General features: G+C 71.4%; 18 protein-coding genes. 6 read left to right on the top strand and 12 right to left on the bottom strand.

Annotated features, from left to right (window positions below):
- Window positions 1-42 precede the first annotated feature (42 nt).
- Window positions 43-1131, top strand: a complete 1089-nt coding sequence (gene dxr, locus ACRVYW_RS05655; protein ID WP_431802530.1) for a 1-deoxy-D-xylulose-5-phosphate reductoisomerase — start codon at window positions 43-45, stop codon at window positions 1129-1131.
- 135 nt (window positions 1132-1266) lie between these two features.
- Here the strand turns inward: dxr and pflA are convergent, their stop codons facing one another.
- The 5 genes from pflA to ACRVYW_RS05680 all read right to left on the bottom strand — a co-directional run bounded on the left by pflA (window position 1267) and on the right by ACRVYW_RS05680 (window position 7770).
- On the bottom strand, window positions 1267-2115 hold the full coding sequence (gene pflA / locus ACRVYW_RS05660; protein WP_431802532.1) for a pyruvate formate-lyase-activating protein: 849 nt from the start codon (window positions 2113-2115) through the stop codon (window positions 1267-1269).
- 34 nt (window positions 2116-2149) lie between these two features.
- Window positions 2150-4423, bottom strand: coding sequence for a formate C-acetyltransferase (gene pflB / locus ACRVYW_RS05665; protein ID WP_431802534.1), 2274 nt, complete (start codon window positions 4421-4423; stop codon window positions 2150-2152).
- Between the two features lie 210 nt (window positions 4424-4633).
- Entirely contained in the window at window positions 4634-6214 is a 1581-nt protein-coding gene (locus ACRVYW_RS05670) for a Mur ligase family protein (RefSeq protein WP_431802536.1), read from the bottom strand.
- A 110-nt stretch (window positions 6215-6324) separates the two neighbouring features.
- Window positions 6325-7062: a DUF1775 domain-containing protein gene (locus ACRVYW_RS05675; protein WP_431802538.1), complete on the bottom strand. Its 738-nt coding sequence runs from the start codon at window positions 7060-7062 to the stop codon at window positions 6325-6327.
- Window positions 7063-7158: 96 nt separating this feature from the next.
- Window positions 7159-7770, bottom strand: coding sequence for a hypothetical protein (locus tag ACRVYW_RS05680; RefSeq protein ID WP_431802540.1), 612 nt, complete (start codon window positions 7768-7770; stop codon window positions 7159-7161).
- Window positions 7771-7903: 133 nt separating this feature from the next.
- On the opposite strand from ACRVYW_RS05680, the gene ACRVYW_RS05685 reads away from it, so the two are divergent.
- On the top strand, window positions 7904-9220 hold the full coding sequence (locus ACRVYW_RS05685; protein WP_431802542.1) for a M50 family metallopeptidase: 1317 nt from the start codon (window positions 7904-7906) through the stop codon (window positions 9218-9220).
- A 32-nt stretch (window positions 9221-9252) separates the two neighbouring features.
- On the opposite strand, the gene ACRVYW_RS05690 is transcribed toward ACRVYW_RS05685, so the two are convergent.
- Window positions 9253-11259: an anthranilate synthase family protein gene (locus ACRVYW_RS05690; RefSeq protein ID WP_431802544.1), complete on the bottom strand. Its 2007-nt coding sequence runs from the start codon at window positions 11257-11259 to the stop codon at window positions 9253-9255.
- A 232-nt stretch (window positions 11260-11491) separates the two neighbouring features.
- Between ACRVYW_RS05690 and ispG the strand changes: the two genes are divergently transcribed.
- Window positions 11492-12643 (top strand): flavodoxin-dependent (E)-4-hydroxy-3-methylbut-2-enyl-diphosphate synthase, encoded by a 1152-nt coding sequence (gene ispG, locus ACRVYW_RS05695; protein WP_431802546.1) that lies wholly within the window; start codon window positions 11492-11494, stop codon window positions 12641-12643.
- A 33-nt stretch (window positions 12644-12676) separates the two neighbouring features.
- Here the strand turns inward: ispG and ACRVYW_RS05700 are convergent, their stop codons facing one another.
- Window positions 12677-13105, bottom strand: a complete 429-nt coding sequence (locus tag ACRVYW_RS05700; RefSeq protein WP_431802548.1) for a VOC family protein — start codon at window positions 13103-13105, stop codon at window positions 12677-12679.
- Window positions 13106-13426: 321 nt separating this feature from the next.
- Here ACRVYW_RS05700 and ACRVYW_RS05705 point away from each other — a divergent pair, with 321 nt between their 5' ends.
- On the top strand, window positions 13427-14632 hold the full coding sequence (locus tag ACRVYW_RS05705; protein WP_431802550.1) for a benzoate/H(+) symporter BenE family transporter: 1206 nt from the start codon (window positions 13427-13429) through the stop codon (window positions 14630-14632).
- Between the two features lie 173 nt (window positions 14633-14805).
- Here the strand turns inward: ACRVYW_RS05705 and ACRVYW_RS05710 are convergent, their stop codons facing one another.
- Window positions 14806-16242, bottom strand: a complete 1437-nt coding sequence (locus ACRVYW_RS05710) for an RNB domain-containing ribonuclease (RefSeq protein WP_431802552.1) — start codon at window positions 16240-16242, stop codon at window positions 14806-14808.
- A gap of 311 nt (window positions 16243-16553) precedes the next feature.
- Between ACRVYW_RS05710 and ACRVYW_RS05715 the strand changes: the two genes are divergently transcribed.
- On the top strand, window positions 16554-18326 hold the full coding sequence (locus tag ACRVYW_RS05715) for a proline--tRNA ligase (protein WP_431802554.1): 1773 nt from the start codon (window positions 16554-16556) through the stop codon (window positions 18324-18326).
- 42 nt (window positions 18327-18368) lie between these two features.
- Here the strand turns inward: ACRVYW_RS05715 and ACRVYW_RS05720 are convergent, their stop codons facing one another.
- The 3 genes from ACRVYW_RS05720 to ACRVYW_RS05730 form a co-directional block, all read right to left on the bottom strand.
- Window positions 18369-18944 (bottom strand): glycosyltransferase, encoded by a 576-nt coding sequence (locus tag ACRVYW_RS05720; RefSeq protein ID WP_431802556.1) that lies wholly within the window; start codon window positions 18942-18944, stop codon window positions 18369-18371.
- A gap of 65 nt (window positions 18945-19009) precedes the next feature.
- Entirely contained in the window at window positions 19010-19477 is a 468-nt protein-coding gene (locus tag ACRVYW_RS05725; RefSeq protein WP_431802558.1) for a hypothetical protein, read from the bottom strand.
- A 253-nt stretch (window positions 19478-19730) separates the two neighbouring features.
- The gene (locus tag ACRVYW_RS05730; RefSeq protein WP_431802559.1) at window positions 19731-20234 is read right to left on the bottom strand and encodes a pyridoxamine 5'-phosphate oxidase family protein; all 504 of its coding nucleotides are present in this window, start codon (window positions 20232-20234) and stop codon (window positions 19731-19733) included.
- Between the two features lie 222 nt (window positions 20235-20456).
- On the opposite strand from ACRVYW_RS05730, the gene ACRVYW_RS05735 reads away from it, so the two are divergent.
- Complete coding sequence (locus tag ACRVYW_RS05735) at window positions 20457-21536, top strand: TIGR00730 family Rossman fold protein (protein WP_431802561.1); 1080 nt, start codon at window positions 20457-20459, stop codon at window positions 21534-21536.
- A 24-nt stretch (window positions 21537-21560) separates the two neighbouring features.
- Here the strand turns inward: ACRVYW_RS05735 and ACRVYW_RS05740 are convergent, their stop codons facing one another.
- A complete protein-coding gene (locus ACRVYW_RS05740; protein WP_431802563.1) occupies window positions 21561-22364 on the bottom strand; it encodes a DUF1206 domain-containing protein in 804 nt (267 codons plus the stop codon).
- Window positions 22365-22390: the final 26 nt, after the last annotated feature.

Genomic DNA, 22390 nt, shown 5'->3' on the forward strand with positions numbered 1-22390 from the left:
CGCCGAGGCGCCCCAGCGACGGCGCGCGGCTAGGCTGACGGGATGCGTCGCGTCCTGATCCTCGGCTCCACCGGTTCGATCGGGACGCAGGCGCTCGATGTCATCCGAGACCGCCGCGACAGGTTCGAGGTCGTGGGGCTCGCCGCCGGGCGTGACGCCGACGGCATGGCCGCGCAGGCGGCCGAGTTCGGCGTCGCCGAGCGCGCGACGGCGCTCGGCGCAGACGCGGCGGAGCGGCTCGTCCGCGAGGTGGATGCCGAAGTGGTGCTCAACGGGATCACCGGATCGGTCGGCCTCGGCCCGACCCTCGCAGCCCTCGAAGAGGGGCGCACGCTCGCGCTCGCGAACAAGGAGTCGCTCATCGTCGGCGGCGACCTCGTGACGGCGCTCGCCGCGCCCGGGCAGATCGTCCCGGTCGATTCGGAGCATTCCGCGATCGCGCAGGCGCTGCGCGCGGGGGAGGCGCACGAGGTGCGACGGCTCGTGCTCACGGCATCCGGGGGTCCGTTCCGCGGGCGGACGCGCGCCGAGCTCGTGAACGTGACGCCCGCCGAGGCGCTCGCGCACCCCACCTGGGACATGGGCCGGGTCGTGACGACGAACTCCGCGACCCTCGTCAACAAGGGGCTCGAGGTCATCGAGGCGCATCTGCTGTTCGGCGTCGACTACGACGCCATCGACGTCACCGTGCACCCGCAGTCGATCGTGCACTCGATGGTCGAGTTCACCGACGGGTCGACGATCGCCCAGGCATCCCCGCCCGACATGCGCCTGCCGATCTCGCTCGGGCTCGACTGGCCGCACCGCGTCGCGGGCGTCGGTGCGCCGCTCGACTGGACGACGGCGCAGACCTGGACGTTCGAGCCGCTCGACGACGAGGCGTTCCCCGCCGTCGCGCTCGCGAAGCAGGTCGGCCGCGCCGGCGGCACCTACCCGGCTGTCTTCAACGCCGCCAACGAGCAGGCCGTGGATGCCTTCCACGAGGGCGCTCTGAGCTATCTCGGCATCCTCGACACCGTTCGGCGCGTCGTTGACGCGCACGCGGCCCCCGGCGAGCTCACGCGTGAATCGCTCGCCGAGGCGGAGAGCTGGGCGCGCGCGGAGGCGGATCGCGCGATCGCCGGTGCCTGAGAGCTCCGGCGCGTGAGGAAGGGGATCAGCCCGCGCCCGGGGATGGGAAGGGGCGCAGGCTGATCCGGGAGCCGACCACCGCGGTGTGGGGCTCGAGCCGACCATCGGGTGCGGATCGGCGCGTCGGGGGAGCGGTCAGTAGGTCGTCAGACCGTGCGCGCGGAACTTCTCGCGCACCCGCTCGGTGAGTTCGGGAGTGGGCGGCTCGGTGTCCTCGAGCAGGTAGTCGCGGCCGAGGGCGGCCCACTTGTCGCGGCCCATCTGATGGAAGGGGAGGACCTCGACGCGGGTTACGGTGCCCGGCATGATCTCGTTGAGGGATGCCGCGTACTCCGCCACCTTCTCGACGTTCTCGACGTCGTCGGTGAGACCCGGGACCAGCACGAAGCGGATCCAGACCTCGGGACCGTGCGGCATCTCGGCGAGGCGCCGCCCGAAGGCGAGCGTCGGCTCGAGCTCGCGCCCCGTGACCGTCTTGTACGTGTCGGGATCCCCGCTCTTGACGTCGAGGAGCACGAGGTCGACGTCGTCGAGCATCGCGTCGGTGGCCGCCGCGCCGAGGTAGCCGGAGGTGTCGATCGCCGTGTGGATGCCGAGCTCCTTCGCCCCGCGGAGGATCCGCGCCGCGAAAGCGGGCTGCATGAGCACCTCGCCCCCGGAGAGCGTGATGCCGCCTCCGGTGGCGCGGAAGACGCCCTGATACCGCGCGATGCGGGCGAGGAGCTCGTCGCTCGAGACGGGCTTGCCGTCGCGCATCTGCAGCGTGTCGGGGTTATGGCAGTACTGGCACTGCAGCGGGCAGCCCGCCAGGAAGGTCGTCAGCCGCGTTCCCGGGCCGTCGACCGCCGTCACGAGCTCCCACGAGTGCACCGATCCCAGCCGGCCCTCGCGCATCGCGACGAGGCGCTCGTGCCGCGAGGCGTCGGCGACCTCCAGGCCCGCGAGAGGAGCAGACAGGTTCGACGCGATCAGCGTGGCGGACATGGTCTGCTCCTCTCGGGGTCTTCTGGGGTGGGGGTTACATCGAGCCGTGGAACGTGCGCGACAGGACGTCGAGCTGCTGCTCGCGGGTCAGTCGCACGAAGTTCACGGCGTAGCCGGAGACGCGGATCGTCAGCTGCGGGTAGTTCTCCGGGTGCTCCATGGCATCCTCGAGCGTCTCGCGGTTCAGCACGTTGACGTTCATGTGATACCCGTGCGACCCGACGTACGCGTCGAGGAGGCCGGCGAGGTTGTGCACCTGCTCGTCCTTCGTGCGTCCGAGGCCGGCGGGGACCACCGTGTTCGTCAGCGAGATGCCGTCCTGCGACTCGGAGTACGGCAGCTTCGCGACCGACAGGGCGGAGGCGAGCATGCCGTGCGTGTCGCGACCGTTCATCGGGTTCGCACCCGGGGCGAACGGTTCGCCGGCGCGGCGGCCGTCGGGGGTGTTCCCCGTCGCCTTGCCGTACACGACGTTCGACGTGATGGTCAGCACCGACTGGGTCGGCAGCGCGTTCCGGTACATGGGGTGGCTGCGGATCTTCGCCATGAAGCGCTCGACGAGGTCGACGGCGATGTCGTCGGCCCGGTCGTCGTCGTTGCCGTACGTCGGGAACTCGCCCTCCGTGACGTAGTCGACGACGATGCCGCGGTCATCGCGCACCGGGGTGACGGTCGCGTACTTGATCGCCGACAGCGAGTCGGTCGCGACCGAGAGGCCGGCGATGCCGCAGGCCATCGTGCGCAGCACGTCCTTGTCGTGCAGGGCCATCTCGAGCCGCTCGTACGCGTACTTGTCGTGCGACCAGTGGATGCAGTTGAGCGCCTCGACGTACGTCTCGGCGAGCCAGTCCATCGTCTTGTCGAACCGGGCCATGACGTCGTCGAACTCGAGCGGTCCGTCGCCCACGGGGGCGGCGACCGGCGAGACCTGCTTGCCGGAGACCTCGTCGCGCCCGCCGTTGATCGCGTAGAGCAGCGTCTTAGCGAGGTTGACGCGGGCGCCGAAGAACTGCATCTGCTTTCCGACGCGCATGGGGCTCACGCAGCACGCGATGGCCGCGTCGTCGCCCCACGCCGGACGGATGATCTCGTCCGACTCGTACTGCACGGCCGACGTGTCGATCGACACCTGCGCGCAGAAGTCCTTGAACCCCTGCGGGAGGTCCGGGCTCCAGAACACGGTCATGTTCGGCTCGGGCGCAGGTCCCAGGTTGTAGAGCGTCTGCAGGTAGCGGAAGGAGTTCTTCGTGACGAGCGGACGCCCGTCCTCGCCCATGCCGCCGATCGTCTCGGTGACCCAGGTCGGGTCGCCGGAGAAGAGCGCGTCGTACTCGGGAGTGCGGAGGAACCGGACGATGCGGAGCTTGATCACGAAGTCGTCGATGATCTCCTGCGCCTCGGTCTCGGTGAGCAGGCCCTGCTCGAGGTCGCGCTGGATGAAGACATCCAGGAACGTCGAGGTTCGGCCGAGCGACATCGCGGCGCCGTTTTGCTCCTTGACCGCGCCGAGGTAGGCGAAGTAGAGCCACTGCACGGCTTCACGAGCGGTGGTCGCGGGGCCGGAGATGTCGAATCCGTAGGATGCCGCCATCTGCTTGAGCTCCTGCAGCGCGCGGATCTGCTCCGCGTGCTCCTCGCGCTCGCGGGCGATCTGCTCCGTGAAGGGCGTGGTGTCGAGGCCGAGCTTGTCGACCTTCTTCGCGGCGATCAGCTGGTCGACGCCGTAAAGCGCGACGCGGCGGTAGTCGCCGATGATGCGGCCGCGGCCATAGGCATCCGGCAGACCCGTGATGATGTGCGACGAGCGTGCGGCGCGGACGTTCGGCGGGTACACGTCGAAGACGCCCTGGTTGTGCGTCTTGCGATACTCGCTGAAGACCGTCTTCAGGGTCTGGTCGACCTCGTAGCCGTAGGTGTCCAGAGCGCCCTCGACCATGCGCCAGCCGCCGTTGGGCATGATGGCGCGCTTGAGGGGAGCGTCGGTCTGGAGGCCGACGATGACCTCGTCGTCCTTCGCGATGTAGCCGGGCGCGTGGGCGGTGATGCCGGCCGGCGTGTGCGGGTCGACGTCGTAGATGCCCTTCTCGCGCTCCTCGGGGAACATCTCCGAAAGGGTGTTCCAGATGCGGGTCGTGCGGGCGGTGGCGCCGGTCAGGAACGAAGCGTCGCCGGTGTAGGGCGTGTAGTTGCGCTGGATGAAGTCGCGCACATCGATCTCGTCCTGCCAGGGGCCGGCGGTGAAGCCGTTCCAGGCGGCGGGCTGAGCGTCGTGCTCGGTCTCGTGTGCGGCGGGAGTGACGGTGGTCATGATTGTTCCTCGAGTCCTCGTGGGATGAGCCCAATGGATCGATCGGCTTCGCCGATCCGCCCGAGCACCCATCCGTGTCCGGGTCGTGATTCCAGTGTAGGACTTGTGGTCAGACCACAAAGAAGATGTGTGCGCAACCCACAAGGCGGGGCGCGTTCGCGGCATCCCCTTTGTGGTCAGGCCACACGTGCCTTCCCGCGCGGCGGCGCGTCACCACCCCGCGTCGCGCAGGGCGCGCAGCGCCATCTCCCGCGGGTTGTAGGGATGCCGGACGCCCTGGATCTCGCGGTGGTCCTGATGCCCCGGTCCGAACCAGAGGATCGCGTCTCCCTCGCCCACGAGCGAGACGGCCTTCGTGATCGCGTCTTCGGGCGGGGTGATGTTGTAAAGGCCCCCCGCGGGCGGCTCCTCGACGGCGCCGGAGTACAGCGCGTCGCGGATCACCTGGGGGTCTTCGTAGCGCGGGTGGTGGTCGGTGACGATCGCGATGTCGCTGTTGCGCGCCGCCGCCCGACCCATCGCCGGGCGCTTGGTCGTGTCGCGCGAACCGTCGGCGCCGAACATGATGAGGAGCTTCCCCGGCGTCTGACGACGGACCGCCTGGGCCGTCATCTCGAACCCGTCGGGGGTGTGCGCGAAATCGAGGTACACCGTCGGCCCGCGGCCCGTCGTGACCGTCTCGGTGCGCCCCGGAAGCGTGCCACGGATGCCGCCGTCGCGATCGAGCGTCGCGACGATCTCGTCCCACGTGGCGAGGCCGGACTCGAGGATCATGACGATCGCAAGACCCGCGTTGGCGGCCATGTGCGGCCCCGTGACGGGCGCGGTCGTCTCGAGGCGCTCGCCATTCGGACCGGTGAGGACGAAGCGGGTCTCGTTGATGCGCTCGTCGACCATCTCGACCGACCACTGCGCCGTCGCGGCGAGCGCGGCGTCGGTCGCGATCTCGGGCGTTGCGATCGTGGTCACCGGGATGTCGGCGTGCTCCACGACGCGCTGCCCGGCCGGGGTGTCGAGGGACACCACGGCGCGGCGGGCGCGGTCGGCGCGGAACATGCGGAGCTTCCCCTCGAGGTACTCCTCCATGTCGGCGAAATCGTCCATGTGGTCGTACTGCAGGTTCGTGAAGCCGGCGACGTCGTAGACGATGCCGTCGACGCGGTGACGGACGATCGCCTGGACGCTCACCTCGAGTGCGAGCGCGCGCACGCCCTGCTCCCGCATGTGTGCGATGAGCGCGTGCAGCTCGGTCGACTCGGGGGTCGTCAGGCGCGCCATGATCGACTCGCCGTTGATGTGGCGGCGCGCGGACGAGGACATCCCCGACGGGATGCCGAGCTGCTGCAACAGCTCATCCTGCAGATGCACGGTCGAGGTCTTGCCGTTCGTCCCGGTGACACCGAGGATCACCGGGAGGTTGCCGTCGGTGCCGTAGACGAAGGAGGAGACGTCTGCGAGGGCGCCGCGCGGGTCGTCGGTGACGAGGATCGGCACGCCGGCGTCCGCGGCGATCTCGGCGCCCGCCTCGTCGGTGAGGATCGCGACGGCGCCGCCCCGCACCGCGTCGGCGGCGAACTCGGCACCGTGCCGGCGCACGCCGTGGATGCCGACGAACAGGTCGCCCGGGTGCAGGTCGGTCGTCGCCAGGGTGACGCCGGTCACCTCGACACCGTCCAGGTCGCCGATCGTGCGATGCGCCGCGCGCTCCGCGACCTCGGTGAGGGCGCGGACGGGCGGGTGTGCCGGGCGCAGCGCGGGGGGGATGTTCGAGGGCGGAGTGGGCATGTTCATGTCCCGTCCATCATCTCATCGACACCTCGTGCGGGTGTCGCACCGCGCTGCGCCCGGAGGCGCGTCAGCTCATGCGGCGGACCGCGGCGGCTTGTGCGCCGGACTCCGCGTCAGCTCTTGCGGCGAAGCCCCGCGACGCCGACGCCGAGGGCTGCGAGCGCGGCGACGAGCGCCCCGCCGGCGAGCCAGCGCGCGACGGGATCGGCCGCGGCGCCCACGTCGTCGGTGTCGGCGTGCTCGGTGTGGTCGCCCCCGTCGGCGGGGTCGGCCGACGCGTCGTCGGCCGCGCCGTCGCCGTGACCGTGACCGGTGTCCTCCGACACCTCTCCGACGGTCACGACGGGAGCGGGAGACTCGAGGTCGTCTTCGCTCTGGCCTTCGCCGGCGACCTCGGCCCAGTCGGTCTGGCCGACCTCGCAGGTCTGCAGCACCGGGAAGGCGACCTGCGTTCCCGACGCCGACGATGCGAAGATCACGTCGAGCGCGACGCTCGCGGCGACACCGGATTCGACGGGCGTCACCGCCGTGTAGGTGACCTTCGTGGGGATGCCGTCGGTGCCGACCTCGCGGTCGATCGTCCACGCGCCGTCGAGGACGGGCGTGACGCCGTCGACGCCGTCGGGGATGCTGATCGCGACGGAGGTGGTGGGCGAGTCCTCGCAGCCGTGGCTGAACGAGAAGTCGAGACGCGTCGTCGTGCCGGCGGCGGATTCGTCGGGCGTGACGTGGACGTGCGCCGACGCGGCGAGCGGCGCGGCGAGGATGAGTGCGCCGCCGGCGACGAGGCCGGCGAAGAGCGGTGCGCGGCGGCGACGGGGCGTGGTGGAGTGCGGGCGTGCGGATGCCATCGGGTTCTCTCTGTCTGTGTGGTGCCGTCGGTGCGCGGTGCGCGGTGCGCGGCGGGACGGCCGGTGTGAAGGGACGCCTGCGCTCGGACGAACGGATCAGGCGGTGAGGGCGGACGCGGGGCGCGTCGGCGGACCCCTTCGGCTCAGACAGTCGAGGAAGACGGCGGCCGCGTGCGGAGCGGTGGCCGGGGCAGACGGCAGCGGCGCATGCGGGGACGGCAGCATGGGCGCGACCGGCAGGCGCAGCAGGCGGCGGATGCCGCGGGCGATGGCGACCATCAGGTGCTCACCCCACGCGAGCACGACGAGGGTCGCGAGCGCGGCGATCGCGTGGCCCACGGTCATGGTCGCGGCGGCGGGATCGGCGAACGTCGAGGCATCCAGAGCGAGCGGGGTGTGGTGGTGCGCGGCGTGGCCGAGGCCGCCGGCCGGGGCGGCATCGCCGATCACGGCGAAGGCGCCGTGCAGGGCGAGCTGGGCGGCGCCGATCGTGGCGGCGAGCCGCGGCAGGGTGCGGCGCCGACCGATGAGGCCGACGCACAGCGGGGCCGCGAGGACGACGATCGCCACGACGAGCCAGGCCGGCGGTGCGTGCCCGCCGGAGAGCGTGTGCGCAGTCGAGGCGAACAGCACGGCGACGGCGGCCGCGACGGTGCCGCGCAGCGCGCGCAGGCGCCGCAGCGTCGGGCGTTCGCTCACGTCGGGCACAGACAGGAGCCTAACCGGCCTTCAGGTGGAGTGATGCACGGGCCGACCACCGCGCTCACGACGGGGCCCACGCGGCGTCGGGTCGGGTGGCGGCTCGGCAAACTCAAAGCGGGTCGCGCTAGCCTCTTCGGTCGTGACCGTCATCGCCTTCATCATCGGGGTCGCGCTGCTCGTCGTCGGGCTCGCGGTGTCGATCGCGCTGCACGAGATCGGTCACCTCGTGCCGGCGAAGAAGTTCGGCGTCCGCGTCGGCCAGTACATGATCGGGTTCGGTCCGACGCTGTGGTCGCGGCGCATCGGCGAGACGGAGTACGGCGTCAAGGCGCTGCCGCTCGGCGGCTACATCTCGATGGCGGGGATGTATCCGCCCTCAGACGCGACCGCGTCGGGAGCCGCGGGCAAGGCCGGAGGCGGGTTCTTCGCCACGATGGTGCAGGATGCCCGCACCGCGAACGACGAGACCCTCGCCGCCGGCAGCGGCTCGCGCGGGCTCTACTTCTACGAGCTGCCGGTCTGGAAGCGCATCATCATCATGCTGGGCGGGCCGGTGATGAACTTCCTCCTGGCCGTCGTGCTCTTCACGATCGTCGTGAGCGGCATCGGCGCGCAGACCGCGACGACGACGATCGCTGCCGTGAGCGAGTGCGTCCTTCCCGCCGGCACCAGCCAGACCACCTGCACATCGAGCGACCCGGCGTCGCCTGCGGCGGCCGCCGGCATCCTCCCCGGAGACGTCATCGTCTCGGTCGACGGCACCGACGTCGACACGTTCGCCGAGGCATCCGCCATCATCCAGGACAAGCCGGAGACGACGATCCCGATCGTCGTCGAGCGCGACGGGCAGCGTCAGAGCCTGCAGGTCACGCCGATGCTCGCGACCCGGCAGGTGGCGGGCGAGGACGGGACCGCGACGACGGCCGAGGTCGGCTTCGTGGGGATGACCGCGACCGTCGAGTACGAGCGCCAGCCGATCTGGGAGGGCCCGAAGGCGGCGGTCACCCAGACCCAGCAGGTCGCCGGGATCATCTGGCAGCTGCCGGTGCGCGTCTACGACACCGCCGTCGATCTCGTCACGGGGCAGGAACGCGACCCGAACAGCCCGCTCTCGGTCGTCGGCGCGGGGCGCCTGGCCGGCGACGTCGCGGCGACCGACACGCCGATCCTCAACCGGGTGTCGGGCCTGCTCACGATCCTCGGCGCGCTCAACATCGCGCTGTTCGTGTTCAACCTGATCCCGCTGCTGCCCCTCGACGGCGGGCACATCCTGATCGCGCTGTGGGACGGCATCCGCCGCTTCTGGGCGAAGCTGTGGCACCGCCCGCCCCCGAAGCCGGTGGACGCGACGCGGCTCGTGCCGGTGACGTTCGTCGTCGTGATCGCGCTCGCCGTCATGACGGTCGTGTTGGTCGCGGCCGACCTCTTCAACCCCGTGCAGCTCCTCGGCGGCTGACCCGTCTCGGGAGCCGGCGCGTCGGGGCCCGCTCAGGTCAGGGCGGGAGCCAGCGCGTGGGTCAGGAGGCGGTCGAGGGTCTCGAGGCCGTCGCGCGACAGGATCGACTCGAGGTGGCCCTGCACGGACGCGTAGCCGGGGCCCCGAAGCGCGTAGACGTCCCCGGATGCCGGGTCGGCCGCGATCTCGGTCTCACCGAGGGCCGCGGTCCCGGGTGCGACGCGCGCCGTGAAGGTGTTGTAGAACCCGATGGATGCCGTCTGCCCGAACACCTCGACGTTCTTCTGCAGTCCCTGGTGCGGGCTCGCGAGCGGCACGAGGTCGAGGCCGAGCGTGTCGGCGAGCACCTGATGGCTGAGGCACACGGCAAGGAGCGGGCGGCCGGACGAGAGCCGAGCGGCCACCACCTCGCGCATGCGCGCGATGCGCGGGCTCCGATCGTCGCGGGGGTCGCCCGGTCCGGGGCCCGCGACCACGACGTCGGCGACATCGAGCGCCGACGGTGAGGCCTCGGACCACGGCACGATGGTGGTGGCGAACCCGAGGTGGCGCAGCTGGTGGGCGAGCATCGTCGTGAAGCGGTCTTCGGCATCCACCACGATGGCCGTGCGTCCGGCACCGGGGCCTGCGGGGGCGGCGGGCGCGGTGGCCGTGGGCACCGCCGGGGCCTGCGGGTTCATCCAGAACGGGGCGAGGCGCTCGTTCCGCGCCTCCAGCAGCGCCGCGATCTCGGGGTCGTCGGCGAGCGCGGTGCGCGGCGCGGCGGCGGGGGCGTCCTCGTCGAGCGCGGCACGCTCGGCCGCCTCATCGCGCGGGATCGCGCCGATCGCGCCCAGCACACCGGCGGCCTTGCCGTGGGTCTCACCGACCTCGCCGTCGGGGTCGGAGTGGCGCACGAGCGTCGCCCCGACCGGAACGCGCAAGGTCCCGTCCACGAGGTAGGCGGTGCGGATGAGGATCGGCGCGTCGAGATCGTGGCCCGCGGCATCCGGCACCCCGCCCGCATCGGCGGGCGCCGGGGTGAACAGCGCCGCGACGCCCGAGTAGTACCCGCGGGGAGCCTTCTCGTGGCGCTTGATCACGGTGCACGCGTTCTGCATGGGCGAGCCGGTCACCGTCGGCGCGAACATCGTCTCGCGAAGGATGTCGCGCGGGTCCATCGTGCTCTGCCCGCGGAGCATGTACTCCGTGTGGGTGAGGCGCGACATCTCCTTGAGGTGCGGACCCGTGATGCGGCCTCCGTCGGAGCACACCGCCGACATCATCTTCAGCTCCTCGTCGACGACCATGAAGAGCTCCTCGGTCTCCTTCGTCGACGCGAGGAACTCCGTCAGCGCCTCGGCGGTCGCGCCGCCCGCGGGATGACGGAACGTCCCCGAGATCGGGTTCATCGTGACGACACCGTCACGTGCGGACACGTGCGCCTCCGGGCTCGCGCCGACGGCGAGGTGGCCCGGGGTCGAGACGAGGAACGTCCAGTACGCCCCGCGCTCGTGCTCGAGCAGCGCCCGGAACCACGTGAGGCCCGCCGTCAGCGGGTCGGTGTTGACGGATGCCGTGAAGTCGCGCCGGATCACGAAGTTCGCGCCCTCGCCCCGGCCGATCTCCTCGGCGATGACGGTGCGCACGATGTCGGCATACTCCTCGTCGCTGAGGTCGAAGCCCGCATCCGCGAGCGGCACCGTCGCGTTCGGCAGCGCGGCGATCGCGTCGGCGAGGGGCACCGCGTGGTGCGCGTCGACGACGAGGCAGCGCAGCGGCGCCGCATCGTCGTGGCACGCGAAGCCGCGCTCGACGACCTGGCGATAGGGGACGAGGGCGAGCACCTCGCGGGGGGCGCCGTCGGCATCCGTCAGTGGGATATCCGCGAGGAGCTCGACGTCGACGACGTCGCCGGTCAGCACCTCGACGGTCGCACCGTCGCGCGCCAGGAGGGCGAAGGGGCGGCCGGACGCGATCGCCTCGGTGAGAGGAAGGAGAGGGGCGGACTGTGCTGGCTGGGCGGACTGTGCTGGGTGGGCGGACTGGGCGTCGGTCATGCCGGGCCTTTCTGTGGAACGGGGCCGCCTTGTCGTGAGTACGCAAAGACCGCCCGTCGGGTGGGAGGGGCGGTCTCGTCAGTCGCTCGCGCAGCACACCGCCTCAGCGGGTGTGCCACCAGGAGTCGCGCGCGAACATGCGGTCACGATAGCAGAAGGCGGGGGAGGTCGGACGCCTGCGTTCAGACGGCCGTTTCAGCCCGGCCCCAGCCGCGCGGCGTAGGCTGAAGCCGTGCCAGCAGTGAATCTCGGGATGCCCCGCGTGCCGGAAGTCCTCGCCCCCCGTCGCAAGACCCGCCAGATCAAGGTCGGGAAGGTGCTCGTCGGCGGCGACGCCCCGGTCAGCGTCCAGTCGATGACCACGACGCCGACGCACAACATCAACGCGACCCTGCAGCAGATCGCCGAGCTCACGGCATCCGGCTGTGAGATCGTCCGCGTGGCGGTGCCGCGGCCCGAAGACGCCGACGTCCTGCACATCATCGCGAAGAAGAGCCAGATCCCGGTCATCGCCGACATCCACTTCCAGCCGAAGTACATCTACCAGGCGATCGACGCCGGGTGCGGCGCCGTCCGCGTGAACCCGGGCAACATCCGCGAGTTCGACGGCAACGTCGGGGCGATCGCGAAGGCCGCGAAGGATGCCGGGGTGTCGCTGCGCATCGGCGTGAACGCCGGGTCGCTCGACAAGCGCCTGCTCCAGAAGTACGGCAAGGCGACGCCGGAGGCCCTCGTCGAGAGCGCCGTGTGGGAGGCATCCCTCTTCGAAGAGCACGACTTCCACGACTTCAAGATCTCCGTCAAGCACAACGACCCGATCGTCATGGTCAAGGCGTATCGCATGCTCGCCGAGCGCGGCGACTGGCCGCTCCACCTCGGGGTCACCGAGGCCGGGCCCGCATTCCAGGGCACGATCAAGAGCGCGACCGCCTTCGGCATCCTCCTCGCTGAGGGCATCGGCGACACGATCCGCGTCTCGCTGTCGGCTCCTCCCGCCGAGGAGGTCAAGGTCGGCCACCAGATCCTGCAGTCGCTGAACCTGCGCGAGCGCAAGCTCGAGATCGTCTCGTGCCCCTCGTGCGGGCGCGCGCAGGTCGACGTCTACACTCTCGCCGAGGACGTGACCGAGGGCCTCAAGGATGTGACGGTTCCCCTCCGCGTCGCCGTCATGGGCTGCGTCGTCAACGGCCCCGGTGAGGCGCGCGAGGCCGACCTCGGCGTGGCCTCGGGCAACGGCAAGGGCCAGATCTTCGTGAAGGGCGAGGTCATCAAGACCGTCCCCGAGTCGGAGATCGTCGCGACCCTCATCGAGGAGGCGCGCCGCATCGCCGACGAGATGGGCCCCGACGCCCAGGTGGGCACGGCGCAGGTCGTGACCGCCTGACGGTTCCTCCGGCGCGGTCTGCGCCGCTGCCGCTCACTGGAGGCAGAACTCGTTGCCCTCGGGATCCTGCATCTGGAAGTAGTACTCCGGCCACGGCCCCCAGGACTGGTCGATCAGCCGGACGACGCTCGCCCCGAGCGCGACGAGGCGATCCTTCTCGGCGTCGACGGCGGCGCGCGGGTCCTGCCCCTCGACGCGCGGTGTCGTGACGTCGAGGTGCAGGCGGTTGCGACCGGTCTTCGCGCCGTCGGCGTGCAGGAAGAGCAGCCGCGGGCCCTGTCCGTTCGGGTCCTCGGCGAGACCGCGGTGGGCGAGATCGTCGGCGGTGAGTCCCGCGTCGAGCAGCTCGCCGCGCAACGGCTCCTCCCAATCGAGCGCGGGGTACCCGAACACCCCGCTCCAGAAGTGCGAGAGCGCGCGCGGGTCGTCGGCGTAGAACGTGATGTTTCCGAGAGTTGCCATGGCTTCCGCCTTCCGATCGCTGTGGATGATGCCGACGCTACGACGCCCCTCGGACATGCGCCAGAAGGTGCCCGTCGGCGGATCACGGACGACGGAGATGTCGCCGAGGCAGGATGCGGAAGGCGGAGTCGGTCCTGTCGGCCCGAGATCTCCTGCGTCGGTGAGGTGCACCGCACCGAGACATTCCACGCGAGCGGGGGCACTCCACGCGAACGGCGGCACTCCACGCGAACGGCGGCACCCCACCCTAACGCCGGCACCCCACGCGAACGGGATCGGAGTGGTCGAGTGACGCGCTCGATCCGCTAGCGTCGGCATCCTATGACCGCGTCCTCGCCCACCCCCGCCGCGCCCACGGAATCGGTGCCCCTGTCGCGCCCGATCGTCGCCGGTGTCATCACGGCCCTCGTCGGCGTGACGTCGTCGTTCGCCGTCGTCCTCACCGGACTGGATGCCGTCGGCGCGAGCGCCGCGCAGGCCGCGAGCGGGCTCCTGGTCCTCTGCCTCACGATGGGCCTCGCCTCGATCGTGCTGTCGGTGCGCTACCGCATGCCGATCTCGAGTGCCTGGTCGACGCCCGGCGCCGCCGTGCTCGCCGCGACCGCCACGGTCGAGGGCGGATGGCCCGCGGCGGTCGGCGCCTTCCTCCTCACCGGTGGGCTGATCGTGCTGACGGGGCTGTGGCCGCACCTCGGTCGCCTCATCGCACGCATCCCGCCGTCGATCGCGCAGGCGATGCTCGCCGGCGTCCTGCTGCCGCTGTGCCTCGCCCCGGTCACCGGTCTCGTCGCGAACCCGTGGGGCGTCGTTCCGGTCGTCCTCGTGTGGCTCGTGTTCCTTCGCCTCGCGCCCCGGTGGGCGGTGCCGCTCGCGTTCGTCGCGGCGGCGATCGTCGTCGGCATCCATGTCGGCGTGACCGCAGCGGCGATCGACCCCGCCCTCCTCGTTCCGCGCCTGGAGTTCACGGCGCCGACGTTCACTCCGGGCGCTGCGGTCGGGGTCGCGCTGCCCCTGTTCATCGTCACGATGGCCTCGCAGAACGTCCCCGGCGTCGCGGTGATGCGCAGCTTCGGCTACGAGGTGCCCTGGCGCCCCGCGATGCTCGTGACGGGCATCGGCACCGCGCTCGGCGCGCCGGCGGGTGGCCATGCGATCAACCTCGCCGCCATCAGCGCCGCGCTCGCCGCCGGCCCCGATGCTGACCCCGATCCGCGCCGCCGGTGGGTCGCGGGCGTGTCGACGGGAGTCTCGGCGATCGTGCTGGGCGCGTTCTCGGCGGCGCTCGTCGCGCTCGTCGTCGTCGCCCCGACCGCCGTGATCCCCGCGGTCGCAGGGCTCGCGCTGCTCGCGACGCTCGCCGCGGCGATCCAGCAGGCGATCGACGACCCGGGGGAGCGGCTTCCCGCCGTCGTCACGTTCGTCGTCGCGGCATCCGGTGTCTCCGTCCTGGGCATCGGCGCGGCGTTCTGGGCGCTCCTCGCGGGGCTGCTCGTCCGCGGCGTGCTGCACGTCGGGCGGCGGCGCTGAGGCAGGGGCGGGCCGTCACGCCGTCACGCCGTCACGGAGACAGGAGATGTCACGGACACAGGCTGAATGCCGTTGATTCCGTCCTGCCTCGGTGAGATCTCCTGCCTTCGCGATCTCCTTCCCCCGTGAGATCGCCTGTCTCCGTGACCTGACGTGACCTGTGCACGCGCCGGTCACGCCCGCGCGAACACCAGGGTGCCGTCCGCGATGGATGCCGAGACCAGGCGCAGCCGCACCGTTGTGCCGGGTTCGACGTCGAGGCCCGCGACCTTCGCCTCGACGGGCGGATCGGTCACCTGCACGCGCGCGCCGTCGCCCTTGACGCTCAGGACGACGCCGTCGAACACCTCGCCCTCGCGCCCGTGGAGGACGGCGGCCTCGACGCGATCGAGCGATGCGGCATCCAGCTGCGAGGCCTTCTGCGTGCTCCGCGCCATGAGCGTCGGAAGCTCTCCGAGGGAGCTGCGAGCCCAGTCGGGAACCTCCCGTCCGTTTGCGAGGGCGTCGCAGACGACGAGCGCCCACCGGTCGACGAGGCGACGCAGCGGCGCCGTCGTGTGCGCGTACGCGGCGCCGATGGCGGAGTGCAGGGTGTCGGCGGGCACGGTGCCGTCGAAGGCGACATAGCCCGCGCCGCGGAACAGCCCCGCGGCGTACTCGCGCACGGCGAGGGCCGCGGGGGAGCGGTCGAGGCCGCGCAGGTAGTCGCCGTACGCGACGTCGGGACTCCACGGCATCCCCAGGGCGATGGTCTGCGCGCGGAACTCTTCGATGTCCTCCGGCGCGGCGGGCGGCATCGTGCGAAGGATGCCGACGCGCCCGCGCACCATGATCTCGGCCGCCGCCATTCCGGTCAGGAGCGAGACCTGCGCGTTCCAGTCCTCGAGCGGCACGCCGTAGCTGCGCTCGAGCCGGTAGCCGTCGCCGTCCGGCTCGATGCGCACCTCGGGGACGTTGAGGCTCGCTCCACCGCGTTCTCGTTCGCGCTCGCCACGGGCGGCCCCGAACCACGGCAGTGCGGCGAGCGTGGGCGGCGCGTAACCGGCGTCGATCGCCCGCTGTGCGTCGTCGTAGGACCACTGCCGGCGAGAGCGCACGACGCCGCGCGTGAGGGTCGTCTCGGTCGGGTTCGCGCCCTCGTCGAGCACGAAACGCCAGACGTACGCGCGCCGGTCCCGGCAGGGCAGGAGGGAGGCGGCATCCTCGCTCAGCACGGGCGGGTGCAGGGGGATGCGTCCGTCCGGCGCGTAGAGCGTCTGGCCACGGCGGCGTGTTTCGGCATCCAGCGGGCCCTCCGGCGCGACGTATGCCGGGACGTCCGCGATCGCGTAGTGCAGGATCGCGCCGTCGGGGGTCCGCTCGAGGTGCAGCGCCTGATCGAGGTCGGTAGACCCCGCCGGATCGATCGTGAGGAACGGGATGCCGCGGAGGTCGGGCACTCCCGCGGCATCCGGATCGACGGGGACGTCGCGGGCTGCGCGATCGGCCTCCGCCTGCGCGTCGGCGGGATACGAGTCCGGCACGTCGAGGTCGCGGCGGAGCTGCGCGAGGGAGCCGGCGAGCGCGCCGCGGGCCTCTGTCGGAACGATGCGGGAGCGGCGATGCGTCACGCACGTCAGCCTATGCGTGTGGCCACGTTCGGTGCCGAGCCGTCACGCAGCCTCATCCGTAAACCTTCGAAGAAGATCCCCCCGAAACCGATGGGGTCGACGCGGTCCCGTCTGGCGCGGGTTCCGCCGGAAATCGGAACGGGCGGCGCTGCGAAAGCAGGCTCGATCGCGGCCTGCGGCCCCCGTGAGAGCGGGGCGTGCACAATCGGCCCTGCTTTTGCGGCGGGGACGACGGTGATCTCGCGGATCCCACGACCGAACTCCCGATCGCGCGGAATGACGCAGGAACCACGCGGCTAAGCTTGACGCTCGTGGTCACCCGTCTTTCCAACTACTTCGTCCGCACGCTCCGCGAGGACCCCTCGGATGCCGAGGTCACGAGCCACAAGCTGCTCGTGCGCGCCGGCTACATCCGACGCGCCGCCCCGGGCGTGTTCACGTGGCTGCCGTTGGGCTTGAAGGTCAAGGCGAAGATCGAGGGCATCATCCGCGAGGAGATGGCGGCGGCGGGCGCCTTCGAGGTGCACTTCCCGGCGCTCCTGCCCCGCGACCCGTACGAGCAGTCGGGCCGGTGGACCTCCTACGGCGACGGCATCTTCCGCCTGCAGGACCGGAAGGGCGCCGACTACCTCCTCGCTCCGACCCACGAGGAGATGTTCACGCTCCTCGTGAAGGACCTGTACTCGTCGTACAAGGACCTGCCGCTGACGATCTACCAGATCCAGGACAAGTACCGGGACGAGGCGCGTCCCCGCGCCGGACTCCTGCGTGGCCGCGAGTTCACGATGAAGGACGCCTACTCGTTCGACTACACGGATGAGGGGCAGGATGCCTCGTACATGAGCCAGCGCGACGCGTACGAGCGGATCTTCCAGCGCCTGGGTCTCGAGTACGTCATCGTCGCCGCCGACAACGGCCTCATGGGGGGCGCGCGGTCGGAGGAGTTCCTGCACCCCACCGCCGTCGGCGAGGACACCTTCGTCCGCTCGGCGGGCGGCTACGCGGCGAACGTCGAGGCGTTCACGACGGCCGTGCCCGATCCGGTGCCCTTCGACGAGGGCGAGGCGCCCGTCGTCTTCGACTCGCCGAACACGCCCACGATCGAGACGCTCGTCGCGCACGCCAACGCCGTACTCGAGCCGCGCGCCGACGGGCGGCCCTACACCGCCTCCGACACCCTCAAGAACGTCGTGCTCGCCCTGACGCACCTCGACGGTGAGCGTGAGCTCGTCGTCGTGGGACTTCCCGGCGACCGCGAGGTCGACGACAAGCGCGCCGAGGTCGCTTTCGCGCCCGCCGCCGTCGAGGCCGCGACGGCGGAGGACTTCGAGCGGAACCCCCTGCTGGTCAAGGGCTACATCGGCCCGTGGTCGCCGGCGGGCGCCGTGCTCGGCGAGGAGTCGGCGACCGGCATCCGCTACCTCGTGGACCCCCGCGTCGGAGAGGGCTCTGCGTGGATCACCGGCGCGAACCTCGACCAGAAGCACGCGCACTCGGTCGTCGCCGGGCGCGACTTCTTCGCCGACGGCGTGGTCGAGGTCGCGAACGTCGTCGCGGGCGACCCTGCCCCCGACGGCTCGGGACCGGTGGAGCTCGCCCGCGGCATGGAGATCGGCCACGTCTTCCAGCTGGGCCGCTTCTTCGCCGAGACCCTCGGTCTCAAGGTTCTCGACGAGAACGGCAAGCTCGTCACCGTCACGATGGGCTCGTACGGCATCGGCGTGACGCGCATCCTCGCGATCCTCGCGGAGCTCAACAACGACGAGAAGGGCCTCGTGTGGCCGGCATCCGTCGCGCCGTTCGACGTGCAGGTCGTCGCCACGGGGCGGGATGCCGCGGCGTTCGATCTCGCCGAGCAGGTCGCCGCGTCGCTCGAGGATGCCGGGCTCGACGTGCTGCTCGATGACCGCCCCAAGGTGTCGCCGGGCGTGAAGTTCGGCGACGCGGAGCTCATCGGCGTTCCGCAGATCGTCATCGTCGGCCGCGGCGCCGCGGACGGCGAGGTCGAGCTCTGGGACCGCCGCTCGGGTGAGCGCACGGTCGTCCCCGCGGCGGATGCCGTGCAGACGCTCGCCTCGCGCTGACGCCGCGTCCGGTGCCGCCGGCACCGGACCCTTGCCCCGCGCTCAGCGCGCCCCCGCGGCGAACTCCTCGAGCAGTTCCGCCGCGCGCGGCGCCCCGCCGGCCTCCGCGAGCTGCGCCGCGATCTCCCGCGCCCGATCCCGATAAGAGGGGTCCGCCCGCACGCGCCCGACCGCCTCCCGCACTGCTGCGGGCGCGGGCCGCCCCGTCCGCAGGTTGACGCCGGCACCGGCCGCCGCGACCCGTCCGGCGACCTCGGGCTTGTCGAGGTCCGCGCCGCCGACGACCAGTGGCACGCCGTGCGAGAGCGCCGTCAGGGTCCCGCCCCACCCGCCGTTCGTGACGAGGAGGTCGACGCGGGGAAACAGCGCGTCGAACGGGAGCATCGCCGCGGCCCGGGCGTTCGGCGGCACGGGGAAAGGCAGCGTGTCGACGCCCCGCACCCCGGTGGACGCCGCGACGATCACGTCGGCGTCGGCGAGGGCATCGAGAGCGGGCTGCAGCAGATCGGTCGGGTCGACGTTCTGGGTCCCCTGGGTGACGGCGATCACACGGCGCCCGTCGAGCTCGTCCCACCACGGCGGGAGCGGCACCTCCGCCGGCGTCGCGAGCCGGCCCACCCGGTGCAGGTGCGCAGGCCTGTCGGGCAGATCGAAGTCGAGCGCGGGGACGCCCGAGGCGAGGATCAGCTGCGCCGACCAGACCTGTCGGTCGAAGCCGACGGATGGGGGGCGAGCCCCACCTCGACCCGTGCCCGGTTCGCGGCTCGGTTCAGCGTCCCCGAGAGCGCCGGGATGAGTGCGCGCAGAAGCCTGTCGCGCGTCCTGCCCGCAACCGAGCGCCCCGGCCGGAGCCCCTGCCCCGGCGGAGGCCCCTGCCGTGAGACGAGGTGCAGCGGCAGCACGGCGACCGTCGCCCACCGGCATCCGATCGCCTCTGCGACCACGCTCGGCGCGAGGGATGCCTCGTCGCTCACGAGTGCGTCCCAGGACTCCCGCTCCCATTCGGCGCGGAGGTCGGCGAGCTGGGCGGGCGCGGTGCCGACGAAGAGGTCCTCCATGTTCACCATGAGCTGGCGGAACCCCTTCTTGCCGACGAGACGCGGAAAGGTCGCGGGCAGGTTCTGCTCGTCGAAGTCGGCGCCGCCGTCCACGGGACGAACCGCGCCCCGACGGCCTCGACCTGCACGCGGAACGCCGCCCCCGTGTAGAACCGGACGTCGTGCCCGCGCCGCGCGAGCGCGCCCGCGACGGCGACCATGGGCGCGACATGCCCCGAGAACGGCATCGCCGTCACCATGAAGCGCGCCATCGTCACCCCCCGACATCCCCGCTGCCCAGTATCCTCGCTCGGGGCGCAACGCGATACCGGGCGCGGCCCGTGCGGGCCTCGGCAGTGTTCCCCGGTCAGCGGATGATCTTGCCGTGGTTCATGATGTCGTCGTCGGGGGTGTCCTTCGTGACGAGCGACTTCAGCATGCCCGCGGCCATCGCGATCTTGCCCTTCGCGGGCTCCCAGAACTCGGTGACCTTCGGCGTCACCTTGAGCAGGGCGATGCCCGGGGTGTCGAGTCCGTCCTCGAACCACACGTCGAGCGAGGGGGAGTAGAGCTCCTCCATCTTCGCCTTGTCGTGCACGACCGCCGCGGTGCCGCCGACCGACACGTAGCGCATGCCCTTCGCGTCGCAGTACGACAGGCCGACCTCGCGGTGCGCGCGCGCCTCGTCGACCTTGTCGGTACCCTCCGAGGTGAAGAACCAAATGTCGCCCGCCTCGTCCATCTGGCGCGTCGACATCGGGCGCGACACGAGGTGGCCGTCGTCGTCCTGGGTCGTGAGCATCGTGAAGTCGATGTCCTCGACGAGTTCCTTCACGCGCTCGAGCGCGTCGGTTCCGGTGATCTCTGTCATGCCGCGAGCCTCACATCACGGCATCCGCCCCGTCAGGGGATTGACAGAACGTCCGCGGCGAGCGTATCCGCGGCGATGCGGCGGTCATGCGCGACCAGGATGCCGAGGTCTCCCGCGCCCGCGCGGCCGATGGTGCTCGACACGGACCGATCGCGGCACGCCCGTCCCGGCAGAGCCGCCCCGGTTCGCCCGCGGTTCACCCACGCGTGCCAGGCTGGGGGCATGGCAGGAAGCTCCACTCAGATTCCGCAGACCGTCACCGACGACCTCCGCACGCTGATCGCGGACGCCGGGATCGACGCCGACCAGGACCTCATCGCCCGCATCCTCGCGACCGGGGTTGGCCTCGGCCTCGACGACACCGACCGGCTCGACCTCAAGATCACCTCTGCCGCCCTCACCGAGATGCGCGCGGCGTTCGCGCTGTTCGCGCCGTTCCGCGGCATCCCCAAGGCGACGATCTTCGGCTCGGCGCGCACGCGCCCCGACGACGAGCAGTACCGTGCGGCAGCCGCCGCGGCCCACGAGCTCGCCGAGCGCGGCTGGATGGTCGTGACGGGAGCGGGTCCCGGGATCATGCAGGCCGCCGCCGAAGGCGCGGGCCCCGAGCACTCGCTCGGCGTCAGCATCCGGCTGCCGTTCGAAGAGAAGCCGAACGCGATCATCGCGAAGAACTCGCGGAACGTCGCGATGAAGTACTTCTTCACCCGCAAGCTCATGCTCGTGAAGGAGTCGCAGGCCTTCATCTGCGTGCCCGGTGGCTTCGGCACGCTCGACGAGATGTTCGAGCTTCTGACGCTTCAGCAGACCGGCAAGGCCGATCCCACCCCGATCGTCCTCCTCGACCGCCCCGGCGGCACCTTCTGGGCGGGCCTCGAGCGCTTCGTCGACGAGCAGCTCATCGCGGGGGGCGTCATCTCGCCCGACGACTTCGACCGGGTGCTCGTGACCGATTCGGTGGATGCCGCGGTGAGCGAGATCACCGGGTTCTACCGGAACTACGACTCGCTCCGGTGGGTCAAGGGGCGCCTCGTGATCCGCCTGCACGCGGCGCCCACCGCGGAGGAGATCGACGACCTCAACGCGCGCTTCGGCTCCTTGCTCGCGCAGGGGCGGATCGAGGCGACGGAGCCGCTGAAGGCCGAGGTGCGCGACGATGACCGCCTCGACCTCCCGCGCATCGTGATGACCCTCAACCAGTTCAAGGTCGGGTCGTTGCACCTGCTCATCCGGGCGCTGAACGACCTGCCGTCGGCGGCCGGCGAACCCGAGACCGCGCCGGTGCCGTCCGCCAACCTCTGACCGGAGCGCACCGAGCCGGGGTCGTCACAGCCGCGCGTAGCGCGCGCGGAAGAACTGGAAGACGCCATAGGCGATGAAACCGACGCCGACGATCGCGACGAGGAGTGGACCGAGGAAGACCTCGCGCAGGGCGCCGAACGCGGCGTCGAGACCGCCTGCCTGCGCGGCATCCGACGTCGTCGCGGCGACGATCAGCAGCACCCCGACGATGGCGAGCGCCACACCCTTCGCGATGTAGCCGAAGACACCGAGGGTCTTAACGAACGTGCCGAGGCGCCCGGACGGAATGGACATCTTCTTCTCGAACGAGCGCATGATGCCCATCACGACGAAGACGATACCGCCGATCGCGATGCCCGCGCCGACGACCCAGAGCAGAATCGACCCGCCCGGCAGCGCGAGCACGTCGCGGCTCGCGCCCTCGGCGCGGTCGTCGCCGTCGGGGCGGGCGCCGAGCGCCACCGAGACGGCGACCGAGGCGAGCGCGCCGTACACGACGGCCTGACCCCAGGCCGAGATCCGCTGCCCCCAGCGCTTCGCGGTGCTCTCCGCGCGCACGACGAAACCCTGGATCAGCTGGTACAGCGCGAGGGCGCCGAGCATGACCGCGATCACCCAGAGCGCGGCGAGCCCCAGAGGCGCGCCGGCGATCGCTCGGAGTGCACCGCCCTGGTCGGCCGTCCCCGAGCCTCCGAATGCGAGCGACAGCACGAGGATGCCGGTGAGCACGTGCACGGCGCCGCTGGCGGCGTACCCGCCGCGGGCGAGCCCGGTCATCACAGGGCTCGACTGCACCTCGCGGGCGGCGGATTCGGCGGCGTTGCTCACTCGAGAACTCTAGGCGTTCGGGGATC

Origin of the sequence: Microbacterium sp. bgisy203 (assembly GCF_965345155.1) — a bacterium.
Lineage (GTDB): Bacteria > Actinomycetota > Actinomycetes > Actinomycetales > Microbacteriaceae > Microbacterium.

Excerpts from the sequence above, each read along its gene's own strand:
- ACRVYW_RS05670 (WP_431802536.1), bottom strand. The coding sequence starts at position 6,214 with ATGAACATGCCCACTCCGCCCTCGAACATCCCCCCCGCGCTGCGCCCG.
- dxr (WP_431802530.1), top strand. The coding sequence starts at position 43 with ATGCGTCGCGTCCTGATCCTCGGCTCCACCGGTTCGATCGGGACGCAG.
- pflA (WP_431802532.1), bottom strand. The coding sequence starts at position 2,115 with ATGTCCGCCACGCTGATCGCGTCGAACCTGTCTGCTCCTCTCGCGGGC.
- ACRVYW_RS05705 (WP_431802550.1), top strand. The coding sequence starts at position 13,427 with ATGACCGCGTCCTCGCCCACCCCCGCCGCGCCCACGGAATCGGTGCCC.
- ACRVYW_RS05700 (WP_431802548.1), bottom strand. The coding sequence starts at position 13,105 with ATGGCAACTCTCGGAAACATCACGTTCTACGCCGACGACCCGCGCGCG.
- ACRVYW_RS05690 (WP_431802544.1), bottom strand. The coding sequence starts at position 11,259 with ATGACCGACGCCCAGTCCGCCCACCCAGCACAGTCCGCCCAGCCAGCA.
- pflB (WP_431802534.1), bottom strand. The coding sequence starts at position 4,423 with ATGACCACCGTCACTCCCGCCGCACACGAGACCGAGCACGACGCTCAG.
- ACRVYW_RS05675 (WP_431802538.1), bottom strand. The coding sequence starts at position 7,062 with ATGGCATCCGCACGCCCGCACTCCACCACGCCCCGTCGCCGCCGCGCA.
- ACRVYW_RS05730 (WP_431802559.1), bottom strand. The coding sequence starts at position 20,234 with ATGACAGAGATCACCGGAACCGACGCGCTCGAGCGCGTGAAGGAACTC.
- ACRVYW_RS05735 (WP_431802561.1), top strand. The coding sequence starts at position 20,457 with ATGGCAGGAAGCTCCACTCAGATTCCGCAGACCGTCACCGACGACCTC.